The organism is Nocardia sp. NBC_01329, from assembly GCF_035956715.1.
In the GTDB taxonomy this organism is placed as follows: Bacteria; Actinomycetota; Actinomycetes; order Mycobacteriales; family Mycobacteriaceae; genus Nocardia.
In genome coordinates, this window is the sequence record NZ_CP108381.1 from 5,289,064 (window position 1) to 5,303,505 (window position 14,442).

General features: G+C 67.3%; 15 protein-coding genes, 1 pseudogene and 1 riboswitch. Of the genes and pseudogenes, 9 read left to right on the forward strand and 7 right to left on the reverse strand.

Features of this window, described 5'->3' with window-relative positions:
- Nucleotides 1-430: 430 nt before the first annotated feature.
- From OG405_RS24030 to radA, 3 genes and pseudogenes are all read left to right on the forward strand, one after another.
- Nucleotides 431-1,069, forward strand: coding sequence for a hypothetical protein (locus OG405_RS24030; protein WP_327148708.1), 639 nt, complete (start codon nucleotides 431-433; stop codon nucleotides 1,067-1,069).
- A 343-nt stretch (nucleotides 1,070-1,412) separates the two neighbouring features.
- A pseudogene (locus OG405_RS29300) lies at nucleotides 1,413-1,580 on the forward strand (rRNA cytosine-C5-methyltransferase); the annotation flags it as partial.
- Between the two features lie 98 nt (nucleotides 1,581-1,678).
- The gene (gene radA / locus OG405_RS24040; RefSeq protein ID WP_327152477.1) at nucleotides 1,679-3,049 is read left to right on the forward strand and encodes a DNA repair protein RadA; all 1,371 of its coding nucleotides are present in this window, start codon (nucleotides 1,679-1,681) and stop codon (nucleotides 3,047-3,049) included.
- A gap of 6 nt (nucleotides 3,050-3,055) precedes the next feature.
- On the opposite strand, the gene OG405_RS24045 is transcribed toward radA, so the two are convergent.
- Nucleotides 3,056-3,727: a hypothetical protein gene (locus OG405_RS24045; RefSeq protein ID WP_327148709.1), complete on the reverse strand. Its 672-nt coding sequence runs from the start codon at nucleotides 3,725-3,727 to the stop codon at nucleotides 3,056-3,058.
- Between the two features lie 85 nt (nucleotides 3,728-3,812).
- Nucleotides 3,813-4,436 carry a carbonic anhydrase gene (locus tag OG405_RS24050; protein WP_327148710.1) on the reverse strand — a complete coding sequence of 208 codons (624 nt, stop codon included), beginning with the start codon at nucleotides 4,434-4,436 and terminating at the stop codon, nucleotides 3,813-3,815.
- A gap of 167 nt (nucleotides 4,437-4,603) precedes the next feature.
- Between OG405_RS24050 and OG405_RS24055 the strand changes: the two genes are divergently transcribed.
- Nucleotides 4,604-5,482: an A/G-specific adenine glycosylase gene (locus OG405_RS24055; protein WP_327152478.1), complete on the forward strand. Its 879-nt coding sequence runs from the start codon at nucleotides 4,604-4,606 to the stop codon at nucleotides 5,480-5,482.
- 10 nt (nucleotides 5,483-5,492) lie between these two features.
- On the opposite strand, the gene OG405_RS24060 is transcribed toward OG405_RS24055, so the two are convergent.
- Entirely contained in the window at nucleotides 5,493-6,251 is a 759-nt protein-coding gene (locus tag OG405_RS24060) for an alpha/beta fold hydrolase (RefSeq protein WP_327148711.1), read from the reverse strand.
- Nucleotides 6,252-6,778: 527 nt separating this feature from the next.
- Between OG405_RS24060 and mhuD the strand changes: the two genes are divergently transcribed.
- The 4 genes from mhuD to OG405_RS24080 all read left to right on the forward strand — a co-directional run bounded on the left by mhuD (nucleotide 6,779) and on the right by OG405_RS24080 (nucleotide 8,861).
- Nucleotides 6,779-7,093: a mycobilin-forming heme oxygenase MhuD gene (gene mhuD, locus OG405_RS24065; protein WP_058853342.1), complete on the forward strand. Its 315-nt coding sequence runs from the start codon at nucleotides 6,779-6,781 to the stop codon at nucleotides 7,091-7,093.
- 70 nt (nucleotides 7,094-7,163) lie between these two features.
- Nucleotides 7,164-7,312, forward strand: a riboswitch (cobalamin riboswitch).
- 36 nt (nucleotides 7,313-7,348) lie between these two features.
- The gene (locus OG405_RS24070) at nucleotides 7,349-7,543 is read left to right on the forward strand and encodes a CbtB domain-containing protein (RefSeq protein ID WP_327148712.1); all 195 of its coding nucleotides are present in this window, start codon (nucleotides 7,349-7,351) and stop codon (nucleotides 7,541-7,543) included.
- Nucleotides 7,534-8,328 (forward strand): CbtA family protein, encoded by a 795-nt coding sequence (locus OG405_RS24075; RefSeq protein WP_327148713.1) that lies wholly within the window; start codon nucleotides 7,534-7,536, stop codon nucleotides 8,326-8,328. Before OG405_RS24070 ends, OG405_RS24075 begins: the two co-directional genes overlap by 10 nt.
- A 35-nt stretch (nucleotides 8,329-8,363) precedes the next feature.
- A complete protein-coding gene (locus tag OG405_RS24080; RefSeq protein ID WP_327148714.1) occupies nucleotides 8,364-8,861 on the forward strand; it encodes a hypothetical protein in 498 nt (165 codons plus the stop codon).
- A gap of 32 nt (nucleotides 8,862-8,893) precedes the next feature.
- Here the strand turns inward: OG405_RS24080 and OG405_RS24085 are convergent, their stop codons facing one another.
- Complete coding sequence (locus OG405_RS24085) at nucleotides 8,894-9,337, reverse strand: OsmC family peroxiredoxin (RefSeq protein ID WP_327148715.1); 444 nt, start codon at nucleotides 9,335-9,337, stop codon at nucleotides 8,894-8,896.
- Nucleotides 9,338-9,392: 55 nt separating this feature from the next.
- Nucleotides 9,393-9,848, reverse strand: a complete 456-nt coding sequence (locus tag OG405_RS24090) for an SRPBCC family protein (RefSeq protein WP_327148716.1) — start codon at nucleotides 9,846-9,848, stop codon at nucleotides 9,393-9,395.
- 185 nt (nucleotides 9,849-10,033) lie between these two features.
- On the opposite strand from OG405_RS24090, the gene OG405_RS24095 reads away from it, so the two are divergent.
- Nucleotides 10,034-11,146 (forward strand): sensor histidine kinase, encoded by a 1,113-nt coding sequence (locus OG405_RS24095; RefSeq protein ID WP_327148717.1) that lies wholly within the window; start codon nucleotides 10,034-10,036, stop codon nucleotides 11,144-11,146.
- A gap of 9 nt (nucleotides 11,147-11,155) precedes the next feature.
- Here OG405_RS24095 and OG405_RS24100 read toward each other — a convergent pair whose 3' ends face one another.
- The gene (locus tag OG405_RS24100) at nucleotides 11,156-11,689 is read right to left on the reverse strand and encodes a VWA domain-containing protein (protein ID WP_327148718.1); all 534 of its coding nucleotides are present in this window, start codon (nucleotides 11,687-11,689) and stop codon (nucleotides 11,156-11,158) included.
- 73 nt (nucleotides 11,690-11,762) lie between these two features.
- Nucleotides 11,763-14,318, reverse strand: a complete 2,556-nt coding sequence (locus OG405_RS24105; protein ID WP_327148719.1) for an ATP-dependent Clp protease ATP-binding subunit — start codon at nucleotides 14,316-14,318, stop codon at nucleotides 11,763-11,765.
- Between the last annotated feature and the right edge of the window lie 124 nt (nucleotides 14,319-14,442).

Genomic DNA, 14,442 nt, shown 5'->3' on the forward strand with positions numbered 1-14,442 from the left:
CGCGATCAACTGCGCAGGTCAGGGCCACAACGACCAGGCACTGGGGCTTGACAGGACGAGTTTGGTGTGCATCACGTTGTGCCCGAACGGGTGTCGGACACGGGCCCACCGAGCGCATATGAAAACGCACTCCGCGGAGGCGCGCAAGTGAGTGGCGAAAGCCGGATCGTTACCGGTCAGCGCGACACCACCCGATAACCGGAACACCCGCCCGTCGGGCCGGCGAACCACTGACAAAAGGGGCGGTGCAGACACTACGATCCGCGACCCATCGGACACACCGTGACGTGCGACAAATCACACACATTGCATCACGTAATCCCCCCTGACGCCGCCCGGTGCGCCGCATGTTCCGATGCAACTACTACAGTGCCTAGTTGGAGTGCGCCCACTCGGACATGGAGGACAACCCGTGACTGCCCTGACTGCTGTGACTGCCGCTGACCCGGTCGCCCCGACCCGGCGTCGCCGCATGGTGGCGGCCGCCGCGCTCGCCGCCGGAGCCGCGCTCATCCTGTCCGGCTGCAGCGCCGGCCAGCACTCGCAAACCGCCGACCAGGTCGCCGCCGTCAACGGCAATACAGCCGATACCGGCGATATCGCGCTGCGCAACGTGCACATCGTCTACCCCGGCGACGGCACCGACACCAACACCACCGGCAGCCGGGCCGCGCTCGCGTTGTCGATCGTGAACACCGGCGAAGTGGTCACCGACGAACTCACCAGCGTCACCACCGACCTCGGCACTGCCGAGATCACCCCGGGTGAAGGCGGCAAACTCTCGATCGCCCCCGCCGAAACCATCGTGGTCTCCACGCCGCAGGCCGGAGCGGAAACCCACACCAGCGGCGAAACGATCAAAACCGAAGGCGGCGAAACGAAACCCGCGCGCATCGAGATCACCGGCCTGACCCGCGACATCACCCCCGGTCTCACCTACGACATCTCGTTCAACTTCAAGGAGAACGGCGCCATAGTGGTCCAGGTCCCGGTCGACGCCGGCGTCGACGCCCCCCGCCACGAATCCGAACTCTCCAAGAGCACCACCGGTTCCACCGGCGGACACTGAGTTTTCTGCCCCGCCTTCGGCGGGGCGGTCGGGGCCCTCGTGACCCCGGTTCTTCACTCCGGCGCTCAGTCGCTGCGCTCCTTCGCTCTGTCGCTCCAGAACCGGGGCGGGCCCCGACCACGAATGCCGACCATTCGGAGTCGACGGAAGGTGCGGCCTGGTGTGCTCCTCGAACAGCCCGCGGTGGGTTACGACACTGTGAGTGTGCACTGGTCGCCACTCTCTGGACGGGCGACTGCACGCGCTCCGGAATCAGGGCTGCCCCGACCATCAATGCTCACCACCGGGAAAGTGGGACCGCAGCCGACGCCGGCGTGCCCAGGTCGGTCCGCCCCGGGCCTGACCCGGCTACGACCGGATCCTGGTCGACGCCCCGTGCACCGGTCTCGGCGCGCTGCGCCGCCGTCCGGAGGCTCGCTGGCGACGCACCCACCCACCCGACCGTGCCGAACCTCGCATCCGCCCCCTCTTGCGAACGATGACGCACCCGGCGCCGAGTCTTACGAGGCCCACAGAGGTCGAGGCCCGTCCGGGGGCCTCGACCCGCGGCGCCGAAGGCGCCGCAAACAAACACTGTCACCGCAGCTGCGTAGGGTGCGGGCTGTGGCAGTGACCAAGAACAAAGCCGTCTACCGGTGTTCGGAGTGTGCGCACGAAGTCACCAAATGGGTCGGCAAATGCCCCGGGTGCGGATCCTGGGGCACCGTGGACGAGGCGATGCCGGTGGCTACTGCCGCGGCAGGGCCGGCGCGTAAGGCGATGTTGCCGACGACCGCCGCCGCACCGATCTCCCGGATCGATTCGCATACAACCACGGCGCGGCCCACCGGGGTTTCCGAGCTCGATCGGGTGCTGGGGGGCGGAATCGTCGCCGGGTCGGTGGTGTTGCTGTCCGGGGAGCCGGGGGTGGGCAAATCGACGTTGCTGCTCGAGGTTGCGCATCGCTGGGCGCGGCAGCGCGACGAGCGGGCCCTCTATGTGACCGCCGAGGAATCGGCGGGGCAGGTGCGGTTGCGTGCCGACCGGACCGGTGCGGTCCACGATCGGGTGTATCTGGCCGCCGAATCGGACCTCTCGGTGGTGCTGGGGCATGTCGATCAGGTGAAACCCACACTGCTGGTGGTCGATTCGGTTCAGACGATGCTGGCCGCCGATACCGACGGGGTGATCGGGGGTGTCACCCAGGTGCGGGCGGTGACCTCGGCCCTGACGTCGCTGGCCAAGGCGAGCGGAATCGCGGTGCTGCTGGTGGGGCATGTCACGAAGGACGGTGCCGTAGCGGGGCCGCGCACCCTGGAGCATCTGGTGGATGTGGTGTTGCAGTTCGAGGGCGACAAGAACACGGCGTTGCGGATGGTGCGCGGGATCAAGAATCGGTTCGGCAGTGCCGACGAGGTGGGTTGCTTCGAACTGCACGACGACGGAATCGCCTGTGTGACAGATCCTTCCGGACTTTTCCTGCATCATCGATCGGATTCCGTACCCGGTACGGCGGTTACGGTCGCGATGGACGGGAAGCGGCCGCTGGTCGGCGAGGTGCAGGGGTTGACTGTCGAAACGCAGGTTCCGGCGCCGCGCCGCGCCGTCAGCGGCTTGGACTACAACCGGGTCGCCATGGTGCTGGCGGTGCTCCAGAGTCGGTGCGGGCTCTATGTCGGCAAGCAGGACATCTACGCGGCCACCGTGGGCGGTATGCGACTCACCGAGCCGGCTGCGGATCTCGCCATCGCGCTGGCGATCGCCAGCGCCGCCCGGGATACGGCCTTGCCGGCGGGTTGGGTGATCCTCGGTGAGGTCGGGCTGGCCGGTGAGGTCCGGCGGATCACCTCCACCACCCGCCGGCTCGCCGAGGCCGAACGACTCGGCTTCACCACCGCGGTGGTTCCGCCGGGTACGGACGGCAAGGCCACACCGATGACCCTGCACGAGGCGCCGAGCCTGCGCAGCGCGTTGCGGCTGGCGGGGCTGACGAAGAAATGACTCCGCTCACGCGATGTTGAAGGGTTCGGGCGCGCTGCGCACCGAACCCATCTGCGCCACCACGTTGTAGGCGCCCGCGGGCACCTCGACTCGTTCGCCCGCGCATTCCGGCTGCGAGGTGGCACCGGTCCAGGTGACCGTGAAGGCAGCCTGCTCACCGCGATCGAGACTCCGGACATCCGGTTCGCCGTCGGGATAGCAGTCCGTGCTCGCCCAGAGCTGACGCCCGCCGTCGAGTGAGTGCACGGATACCCGTTGCAGGCCGGATCCCATATCCCGGGTGCACGGCTCGCCGGAGATATTCGTGATCACGATCCCGAAGACCGGTTCCTCGCCGACCTGATAGGTGGGCTGCCCCACCGAAACCTTGATCGCCAGTGACTGGTCGGCGCATTGGCCGGACACCACCGGGGCGGGTTCGGTACTGCGCGGGCCGGAGGTCGTGGTGGATGCGCGCGTAGCGCTCCCCGTAGTGGACGCCGAGGCGGAACTCGGGGTGGTGGGTTCGCCTGTCTCGGACGTCGATGCCGCCGCGGCGGCATCGCGTGAATCACCGCCGCGGGAGACGGTGACGACCAGCCAGATCACCACCGCGAGCGCGACCACGAGCGCCCCGATGGCGAACACGCGGCGCCGCCAGTAGATCTCCGGCGATAACGGTCCTGTCGGTTCCAACACGTGTCAACGGTAAGCGCATCGGGCGGCGGCATCCGTCAACGGCACACCCGAAGGTATCGCCGATCCCCGGCCGCGCTCGGGTAGATCAGACGGCTTCACCGATATTGCCGACCACCCGATGCAGTTTCGCCCGGCCGTCGACCAGCTTGTAGGTGACGCAGGCGATCGCGCAGTCGCCGGCGTTCACGCGCTCGGAGACGATCATCGATCGTTCCATGAGTAGTCGGCTGGTCTCCACCACGTGGCGGGCTTCCAGTTCGTCCACCGAGCTCAGGCCCTCGCGACGTCCGATCAGCATCGAGGGCGTGACCTTCTCGACGATGCTGCGGATGAATCCGCCGGGTACCTCACCGCCGTCCAGCGCGTTCAGCGTCGCTTTGACCGCGCCGCAACTGTCGTGTCCGAGTACCACGATGAGCGGCACGTTCAGCACACCCACGCCGTATTCGATGGACCCCAGCACCGCCGCGTCGATCACGTGGCCCGCGGTGCGCACCACGAACATATCGCCGAGGCCCTGGTCGAAGATCAATTCCGCCGCGACCCGCGAATCCCCGCAGCCGAACAGCACCGCGGACGGACTCTGGCCGCCGACGAGCTTGGCTCGATCGGCGGCTCCCTGACTAGGATGCAGCAGCGTGTCGTTCACGAAGCGCTCGTTTCCCTCGCGCAGCGACTTCCAGGCACTTACCGGGTTGGATTGAGGCATGGTGTCCATTCTGCACGATTTGGTGTGCTCGCTTGCTTCGGTCCCGTGACAGCGCGGCGGCTATCCGCGCCCATCCGGTGAAACTGCACGGTGAGCTGAACGGAGCGGGTCGAGTGAGCGGTACGAGCGTCGGAAATCCGGACGCGGGCGAGCGCCGTGCCGGTGGGATCGAACCCGGCGCGATCGACTCCGGCACGCTGATCGACTGGTACACCCGCGCGGCCCGGGATCTGCCGTGGCGGCGGCCCGAGGTGAGCGCCTGGCAGATTCTGATGAGCGAGATCATGCTGCAGCAGACACCCGTATCGCGAGTGGAACCGATCTGGCGTGAGTGGGTGCAGCGCTGGCCGGTGCCCTCGGCCATGGCGGCGGCGAGCGCGGGCGAGGTACTCCGGGCCTGGGGCAAACTCGGCTATCCGCGCCGCGCCCTGCGACTTCATGAATGCGCGCAGGTGCTGGCCGCCGAGCACGGTGACGCGGTGCCCGACGATGTGGAGATACTTCTCGGACTGCCCGGGATCGGCGCGTACACCGCGCGCGCGGTCGCCTGTTTCGCCTATGGACAGCGGGTACCGGTGGTGGACACCAATGTGCGCAGGGTGGTGGCGCGAGCCGTGCACGGTCGCGGTGAGGCCGGTAATCCGGCCACGCGCGATCTGCGGGAGACCGAGGCGCTGTTGCCGGGACGGGTCGATCGGGCGGCGGTGTTCTCGGCAGCGCTGATGGAACTCGGCGCGACGGTGTGCACCGCGCGGACCCCGGATTGCACGCGCTGTCCACTGCCGCGCTGTGCGTGGGTCGCCGCGGGCCGGCCGGTCACCGAATCGACGCGCCGCACGCAGAAGTACGAGGGCACGGACCGGCAGGCACGCGGGCGGCTCCTCGACGTACTGCGGGCCGCGCCCGCACCGGTGGAACGTGTCCGGCTGGACCTCGCCTGGACTCGGGACCCCGGCCAGCGCGACCGCGCGCTGGATTCACTGCTGGTCGACGGGTTGATCGAACAGACCGACGACGGACGGTTCGCGCTGGCAGGCGAGGGCTGAGGACGGCCGCTCATCTCTCGACGGCGGTCCGCCGGGGCCGGGCGAGGAAACGCTCGACCTCGACCCGGTAGCGCGCCGGCTGATCGTCGTGCACCAAATGCCCGGCCTCGGGTATCAAGACGTGCTCGGCAGCGGGATGCAGTTCGGCCATCCGGCGCATCTGGCCCGCCGGGGTGATCGTGTATTCGCCCTCGAGCAGCAGGGTGGGCACGGTGAGCCGCCCCCATTCCGGCCAGAACGAGCGGGTGCCCCATTCCTCCGAGATAGCCCGGAAAGTGGCCACCTCCCCGTGTAACCGATAGCCGTCCGCGCCGCGCTCGAACGAATTCAGGAAGTAGCGTCCCGCGACCGGCCCGAAATGCGCCAGCAGCGCTTCCTCGTCGGGGAAGGGCTGCGGCCACGCTTCGACCATCGCGGCCCAGTGCGCGGCCGTACGCCCGGTGAAATCGGCGGCCATATCCTCGACCACCAGCGCGCGCACCCGGCTCGGATACGTGGCCGCGAAAACCCATCCGTGCAGGCCGCCCATCGAATGGCCGATCACGGTCATCGGCTCGGCGATACCCGAGGTGGCTTCGGCGAGATCGGCGACGAACGCGTCGGTGGCGAGTTCGTCCGGAGCAGGCCGCCCGTGGCCGGCGGCGTCGAAAGTGAACACCCGGCCGTGGTCACGCAGCCATACGACCTGGTCCTGCCAGGTCCGGGCACTGCCCATCAGTCCGTGCAGCAGCAGTATCGGGGCCCCGGCCCCACCTTCGTCGTGCAACACCGGGCCGAGTTTATTCACAACCCTCCACAGGCCGGCACAGCGACAACCACCGCGCGCCCCGGTCCGGGTTCGTCGCTGCGCCCAGATCGCCCGTGGCTCTGCCCGATTACCACCTCCATAGTCGAGTCCCCGGGTTCTGGAGCGGCGTCGGCCCTGACGCGCCTCAACGCTTCATCGCCCGAGACGTCTACCACGCCCTGACCAACCAACCCACACCACCAGATTGAAATCTATAGGCGCATCAGAGCGAACGAGCGCAGCGACCGAGCGCGTGCAGCAGGCCGTACAACGATCGGCGACTGTAGAGCACCGACAATGCCGTGAACCTCTCCAGGCCGGTCGAAGCGCACTCCTGCACCTTCGCCTACTCCGGACGGTCACCATTCGTGGTCGGGGCCCGCCCCGGTTCTGGAGCGACAGAGCGATGGAGCGCAGCGACTGAGCGCCGGAGTGAAGAACCGGGGTCACGAGGGCCCCGACCGCCCCGCCGAAGGCGGGGCAAATAAACACAGCCCTAAGCTCGGGGCATGGCTGTTGTGAAGATCAATGCGATCGAGATCCCCGAGGGCGCGGGTCCGGAGCTGGAGAAGCGGTTCGCCCACCGCGCGCACGCGGTCGAGAACTCCCCCGGGTTCCTCGGCTTCCAGTTGTTGCGGCCCACCGCCGGGGAGAACCGGTACTTCGTCGTCACCCAGTGGGATTCCGAGGAGTCCTTCGCGGCGTGGCGCGACGGCCCGGCCAAGGAGGCACACGCCGGGCAGCAGAACAAACCTGTCGCCACCGGCGCCTCACTGCTGGAATTCGAGGTAGTGCTCGATGTAGCGGGTAAACCCGCCTCCTGATCCTGCCGGACCCACCTGGCCACGCCACCGAACACAGTGGCGTGGCCAGTGCTTATGCCCGGGCATATTGACGACCGGTCGCTGCTGGTGTCAAGGTTCGAGGTGAAAGCGGAGGTGACGCGGTAATCCGGTGAGAACCCGGAGCGGTCGCGCCACTGTGATGTCCACGCCGTCATCGGGTGGGCAGAGCCAGACACCGGCACCTGCGCAGAACTCGCGAACCGGACGCGATCATCCGGATGAGGAGGATCGATCATGGCCATAGCCCATGTCCCGAGCAGGGCCGCCGACACATCGGCGACAGTGCTCGTCACCGTCGGAGTCGTCCTGCTGGCGTTGTTGACGCTGTATCTGGTCGGGTTCGACCAAGGTGCCGTATCGCGCAGCGGAATGTTCGTGCACGAGCTCATGCACGACGGTCGCCATCTGCTGGGTGTTCCATGCCATTGAGCGGATCCTTCGGTGCTCTGTTGCTCCGTGGTCTGCTCGCCGGTCTGATCGCCGGTCTCCTCGCGGGGGTCGTCGGCAATTTCGTCGGTGAACCCGCGGTCGACGCTGCCATCGCCATCGAGGAGGCGGCGGCTCCCCCCGCGGAGCATTCCCACGATTCCGGCGTCGCGCACGAAGTGAGCACCGAACATACGCATGGGGACGAGGCCGTGGTGAGCAGGCCCTGGCAGAGGTTCGGGCAGTTCCTCGCGAGCGCTCTGGCGGGTATGGCGTTCGGCGTGATCGTCGCGACCGCGGCGCATTACGTCCGGCGGTTCAGCTCGTTGTCCGGCGGGCGGCTCGTGTTGGGACTCGGCCTGGCCGGGTGGGTCGCGGTGGTCGCGGTGCCGTTCTTCAAGTACCCGGCGAACCCACCGGCGGTGGGCGATCCGGAGACGATCAACGACCGAACCCTGCTGTGGGTGGCCGCGGTGGTGCTGGGTCTGGTGGCCGTCGCGGTCGGTGGTTACCTCTGGAAAGCGCTGCGGGCGCAGCCGGAATCCTTCCGGCTGATCGCCGCGGTGGCGGGTTTCGGACTCGTCGTCACAGTCGGTTACGTACTACTGCCCGGGGTGAACGAAGTGGGCGCCGATTTCCCCGCGACGTTGTTGTGGGAGTTCCGGGCCGCCTCGCTGGCGGTATCCACCACGTTGTGGGTGAGTATCGGACTCGCTTTCGCCGCACTCACCGAATGGAGCACTCGCCGTAGTACGGCGGTACCGGAGGTCGCTGCTACGCCCGGGTGATCCCGGCCGTAGCTGCGGCCGGGCAGGGTCGGTGTATGAACGACACCGCACTCGTTTACCGGGACAACACAATCGCCGCACGGCCCGCGGCCGTCACCACAGCCTTCGTCGCGCTCATGGCGGCCGTCGGCTGGGGTGTCGCCGAAACTGTCGTACACAGCGTGGGCCTGTTGACCGACAACGCGGCCGATATCGGCTCACTCGCGGGCAACTGGCTGTTCAGGAGCGTGGTCTATGGGGTGGTGCTCGCTGTCGCCTGGCGAATGTCGCGGGGTGACCGGTGGGCGCGGGTCCTGCTCACCGCCGGGATCGGAGTGATCGGGACGGCTTCACTGGTGGTGGAGCCCATTCGCATGTTCGCGGCTTCGGGCACGGACGTGTTCACCGACCTCAGCGCAACGACCGTCCTTGTAGCGCTCACCCGAATCGGACATCTCTGTGCGGTATTCGTCGCGATCCCCGCCATGTATACACCGGCCGCGCGCAGCTGGTTCCGGGCCGGGCCCGGAGCCGAACGATACGAAGCGGCATGATCCCGGGCCCCGTGCGGGGCCCGGGACAGCGATCAGGATTCCAGGGCGGCGTCGAGTGTGATGTCGTCCACTCCGCTCAGCGCCTTGCTGATCGGGCAGCCTGCCTTCGCGGCGGCCGCCGCGGCCGCGAAACCGGCTTCGTCGAGCCCGGACACCCGGCCGCGCACCGTCAGCGCGATCCGGCTGATCCGGAAACCGCCCGCCGGATCGGGGCCCAGGGTGACTGCGGCCGATACGTCCAGGCTCTGCGGCGTACCACCGACCTGGGCGATCTCGTTCGACAGCGCCATCGCGTAGCAGGACGAATGCGCACCGGCGATCAACTCTTCGGGGCTGGTCGTACCGTCGGCGTCATCGGCCGACCGCTTGGGGAAGGACACCTCGTACTTGCCGACCCCCGAGCTGACCAGCTCGACCTGGCCGGAGCCGTCCTGCAGACCACCGGTCCATGCGGTGCGCGCGGTACGTGTGGGCATCACGATCCTTTCGACGATGATTCGTTGTGAGTTCGATTCGAACCTACTCGTACCCTCAGCCCGGCGCAGCGGTGCGTTCGTCGAGACGGGCCAGTGCCGCGGGCCACGCCTCCCGGTGCCTGTCGCGTGCGGCCTCATCGGTGAAACCGCTGTGCCGCAACCGCAGCCGGATACCGCGCGGCTGTTTGACGAACTCCACCCGGACCACGGTTTCCGCACCCTCGGTACCCCCGGCACCGGTTACCCAGGTCATTTCGACCAGTCGTCCCGGTTCCAAGCGGATAAAGCGGCCGTAGTGCGGGCGGATACGCCCCTCGTGCAGGGTCTCGAAATAGAACGGTTCGTTCACCTCGGGCCGCATCCGGACCGAAGACGGCTCCGCGAACCAGATATCGAACCCCTGAGTCCACGCCAGATACAGGAGATCGGGTGACGCGGTCATCACACGCTCCACGGTGAGTTCGTGCGGCCGTGTGGACAGGTCCGGTACACGCACTTGCTGGTCGACCATCACTGGACCATACCCGCGTCGGGCCAGGTGCCGCCGCAGATGCGGCGATCACGCGCCGCCGCCGATCGGTACACCCGGGACCGGCGGATCGGTCTCCGGAATACCATTGCGGCACCGGAAATCCGGGTGTGCACCGACGATCGAACGCAACAGGCGAATAGGGTGGTGCAAGTGGAGAGTTCGCGATGACGAGCTGGCAGGTGGTCCTGCTACTGGGTTGGCCGGCATTGGCCGTGGCACTGGTCGAGGTGGTGCGGCATCGCCGCATGCTCGTCCGAGCCCGGCAGGCGCTGGACACCGCCGAACGCACTGTCGCACAGCAGCAGGGGGAACTCGAGGCGCGCGCGGAGCGCCTGCTGATCGCACGCGAACTGCACGATGTGGTGGGGCACAACCTGTCCTTGATCAATGTGCAGGCCGGGATGGCCCTCCAACAGGTGGAGAACAAATCGGCCAAAGCCGCCGGCACCGTGGCCGAGATCAAATCGACCAGCCGCAACGCGCTCGAGGATGTACAGGCACTGCGCCATGCGATCCAGGCCGTGGAGCCCGCTCCCGGGGCCCCCGCGCAGACCGCCGCGGATCGCGCCGTGAGCGACAGGGAAGACCGTCCACCCGATCGTGAAAAACGGTCCCGTCGTGGTGGTTTCGGACGCCGAGAACGGCCGGGCAGTGACCGTTCGACACGGAGCGCGGAGGACAGGGCGCACCCACCGGCCGCCGCGGTCGCGCCGGGCCCACCGCCCCGTGAACCCGATCCCACCATGTCCGATCTCGACGAACTGCTGCGCAAACCGCGGACGGCTGGTTTGACTGTCCACACCCGAGTGCTGGGGACTCCCGATTCCCTGCCCGCGGCGATCGACGACGCCGCGACCCAGATCGTCCGGGAATCCCTCGCCAATGTCGTACGTCATGCCCCTGGCTCCGAAGCCACCGTGACCGTGCGCTACACCGCCGATTCCGTGGACCTCACCGTCGACAACACCCGTCCCACCGGCAGACCCGAATACGCCGGGCCCACTCGCGGTATGGGGATCATCGCCATGCGCGAACACACACACGCTCTCGGCGGAGCGCTGACCGCGGGTCCCAAACCCAGTGGCGGCTTTCGAGTGGCAGCACGGCTACCGAGCCGTCCGCTCCGGATAGCTATCGACCCGGATGCCCGGCCGCGCACCCGCAAAGGCCTCGGCGACAACGGTTCTCGCGAAATCGCGGCCCCGGTTGCGGTGACCGCCGAGCCGCGCCGGAACGCGCTCGGCCCTGACGGTTCCGACCCTGGCACATCGCAATGATTCCGCGCCTCAGCCAGGGTTCGCGTCGCGCCGCTCCTCATCGGTGAAGCCGGTTGCCCGGGCCGAACCCGACGGCGCCTGCAACCGTCGTGAATAAGCACCGGCCGCCCGGAACACCCCCGCGACGCCGGACGGCGCCGCTCCATAGGTGATGGACTGCTGCGGCGCGAAACCGAGCCCGCTGCCGATCGCGACAGCGTCCATATTGGCGCCCAGGAACAAGAAGTCCCAGCTGTACACGTTCTGTTGCTGTTCGATCAGCGAACGCACCGCGGCATGTGTCCATTCGCGGCTCGAATTCTCGTGGCCGTCGGTCAGAACGACCACGATCACGGTGCCGGGCCGCTCGTCTTCCGGCCGAGCGGCCAACTCGGCGCCGAGATCGGTGATCAGTTTGCCGATGGCGTCGTAGAGCGCGGTTCCCCCACGTGGTTGCAATACCGGGGCTGGGACCTCATCGATAGGAACGTTCGATTCGTATCGAATGAACGCCACCACCGTACTCGCGTCCACCGACCGCAGACCGACGACGACCGGCGGCAACTTGCCGGCACCGCCACGAAAAGGGCCTGCCCACCGGCGGGATACCAGTGGGCAGGCCTTGACTGCGGTACGACTATTCGCCCGAAGCGGCCTCGGTCGAACCTTCGGAGGCGCCGGTCAGCACGACCTCGGGCTTCTTCTCACCGTCTTCCTTGGTGAGTTTGGCCTTCGGGGTGAAGGTGAACTTGGCGTCCTCGCCGGAGCCTTCGCCGTCCCAACCCTCGACGTCCACCACCACGACCTGGCCCGCACCGATCTCGCCGAAGAGGATCTTCTCCGAGAGCTGGTCCTCGATCTCACGCTGGATGGTGCGGCGCAACGGCCGGGCACCGAGCACGGGGTCGAAGCCGCGCTTGGCCAGCAGGCTCTTGGCGTTATCGCTGAGCTCCATCGCCATGTCCTTGTTCTTCAACTGCACGCCGACCCGGTTGATCATCAGGTCCACCATTTCCACGATCTGATCCGTGGTGAGCTGGTGGAAGACGATCACATCGTCGATACGGTTGAGGAACTCGGGCCGGAAATGCTTCTTCAGCTCGTCGTTGACCTTGAGCTTCATCCGCTCGTAGTTCGAGCCCTCGGCGTTGCTCTGGGTGAAGCCCAGACCCACGGCCTTCGAAATATCGGAGGTGCCGAGGTTAGAGGTGAAGATCAGCACCGTGTTCTTGAAGTCCACGGTCCGGCCCTGGCCGTCGGTGAGGCGACCGTCCTCGAGAACCTGCAACAGGGTGTTGTAGATCTCCTGGTGGGCCTTCTCGATTTCGTCGAACAGCACGACCGAGAACGGCTTGCGCCGCACCTTCTCGGTGAGCTGGCCGCCCTCTTCGTAGCCGACGTACCCGGGAGGGGCACCGAAGAGCCGCGAGGCGGTGAAGCGGTCGTGGAACTCGCCCATGTCGATCTGGATGAGCGCGTCGTCGTCGCCGAACAGGAAGTTCGCCAGCGCCTTGGACAGCTCGGTCTTACCGACACCGGACGGACCGGCGAAGATGAACGAACCGGACGGACGCTTCGGATCCTTCAGACCCGCGCGGGTACGGCGGATGGCCTTGGAGACGGCCTTGACCGCGTCCTCCTGGCCGATGATCCGCTTGTGCAGCTCGTCCTCCATACGGAGCAGACGGGTGGTCTCCTCCTCGGTGAGCTTGAACACCGGGATACCAGTCCAGTTGGCCAGTACCTCGGCGATCTGCTCGTCGTCGACCTCGGCCACGACGTCCAGATCACCGGAGCGCCACTGCTTTTCGCGCTCGGCCCGTTTGGCGACGAGCTGCTTCTCTTTGTCGCGCAGTCGCGCGGCCTTTTCGAAGTCCTGCGCGTCGATCGCCGATTCCTTCTCCCGGCGCGCGTCGGCGATCTTGTCGTCGAACTCGCGCAGGTCCGGCGGGGCGGTCATCCGGCGGATACGCATCCGGGCGCCGGCCTCGTCGATCAGGTCGATCGCCTTGTCCGGCAGGAACCGGTCGTTGATGTAGCGGTCGGCCAGGGTGGCGGCGGCGACCAGGGCACCGTCGGTGATGGACACCCGGTGGTGCGCCTCGTAGCGGTCGCGCAAGCCCTTGAGGATATTGATCGTGTGCTCGACGGTCGGCTCGCCCACCTGCACCGGCTGGAAACGGCGTTCCAGGGCGGCGTCCTTCTCGATGTACTTGCGGTACTCGTCGAGAGTGGTGGCACCGATGGTCTGCAGCTCACCGCGGGCCAGCTTCGGCTTCAGAATCGAGGCCGCGTCGATGGCGCCTTCGGCGGCACCCGCACCGACCAGCGTATGCAGCTCGTCGATGAACAGGATGATGTCGCCACGGGTGTTGATCTCTTTCAGCACCTTCTTGAGGCGCTCCTCGAAATCACCCCGGTAGCGGCTGCCCGCGACCAGCGAACCCAGGTCGAGGGTGTAGAGCTGTTTGTCCTTGAGCGTCTCCGGGACCTCGCCGTTGACGATGGCCTGAGCCAGGCCCTCGACCACGGCGGTCTTACCGACACCGGGCTCACCGATCAGGACAGGGTTGTTCTTGGTACGGCGGCTCAGCACCTGCATAACCCGCTCGATCTCCTTCGAGCGGCCGATGACAGGGTCGAGTTTGCCTTCCAGCGCGGCCTGGGTGAGGTTACGGCCGAACTGGTCGAGCACCAGCGAGGTCGACGGCGTACCGGTCTCCCCGCGGGCACCGGATTCGACCGGTTCCTTGCCCTGGTATCCGGACAGCAGCTGGATGACCTGCTGGCGGACCCGGTTGAGGTCCGCGCCGAGTTTGACCAGCACCTGCGCCGCGACACCCTCGCCCTCGCGGATCAGGCCGAGCAGGATGTGCTCGGTGCCGATGTAATTGTGGCCGAGCTGCAGCGCCTCGCGCAGGCTCAGCTCCAGCACCTTCTTGGCGCGGGGGGTGAACGGAATATGACCGGACGGGGCCTGCTGGCCCTGGCCGATGATCTCTTCGACCTGGCTGCGCACGCCCTCCAGCGAGATACCGAGCGATTCCAGCGACTTGGCCGCGACACCCTCACCCTCGTGGATCAGACCCAGCAGGATGTGCTCGGTGCCGATGTAGTTGTGGTTGAGCATCCGGGCCTCTTCTTGGGCCAGGACGACGACACGCCTCGCGCGGTCGGTGAACCTCTCGAACATCGCTCCCTCACTCTCCTGCTCCGGACTCTATGGCCGGCTGATGCCGTGGTGTGTCCTGGACAACCGTCGATCTCAGCCTGCCATGTAGGCCAGGGGTTGCGGCCCCCGCCTCCCACTCTAGTTG

Bases quoted from the DNA above. Each gene is read 5' to 3' on its own strand.
- OG405_RS24085 (WP_327148715.1), bottom strand. From the start codon at position 9,337: ATGCCCACACGTACCGCGCGCACCGCATGGACCGGTGGTCTGCAGGAC.
- OG405_RS24050 (WP_327148710.1), bottom strand. From the start codon at position 4,436: ATGCCTCAATCCAACCCGGTAAGTGCCTGGAAGTCGCTGCGCGAGGGA.
- OG405_RS24070 (WP_327148712.1), top strand. From the start codon at position 7,349: ATGGCCATAGCCCATGTCCCGAGCAGGGCCGCCGACACATCGGCGACA.
- OG405_RS24095 (WP_327148717.1), top strand. From the start codon at position 10,034: ATGACGAGCTGGCAGGTGGTCCTGCTACTGGGTTGGCCGGCATTGGCC.
- OG405_RS24090 (WP_327148716.1), bottom strand. From the start codon at position 9,848: ATGGTCGACCAGCAAGTGCGTGTACCGGACCTGTCCACACGGCCGCAC.
- OG405_RS24075 (WP_327148713.1), top strand. From the start codon at position 7,534: ATGCCATTGAGCGGATCCTTCGGTGCTCTGTTGCTCCGTGGTCTGCTC.
- mhuD (WP_058853342.1), top strand. From the start codon at position 6,779: ATGGCTGTTGTGAAGATCAATGCGATCGAGATCCCCGAGGGCGCGGGT.
- OG405_RS24080 (WP_327148714.1), top strand. From the start codon at position 8,364: ATGAACGACACCGCACTCGTTTACCGGGACAACACAATCGCCGCACGG.
- OG405_RS24105 (WP_327148719.1), bottom strand. From the start codon at position 14,318: ATGTTCGAGAGGTTCACCGACCGCGCGAGGCGTGTCGTCGTCCTGGCC.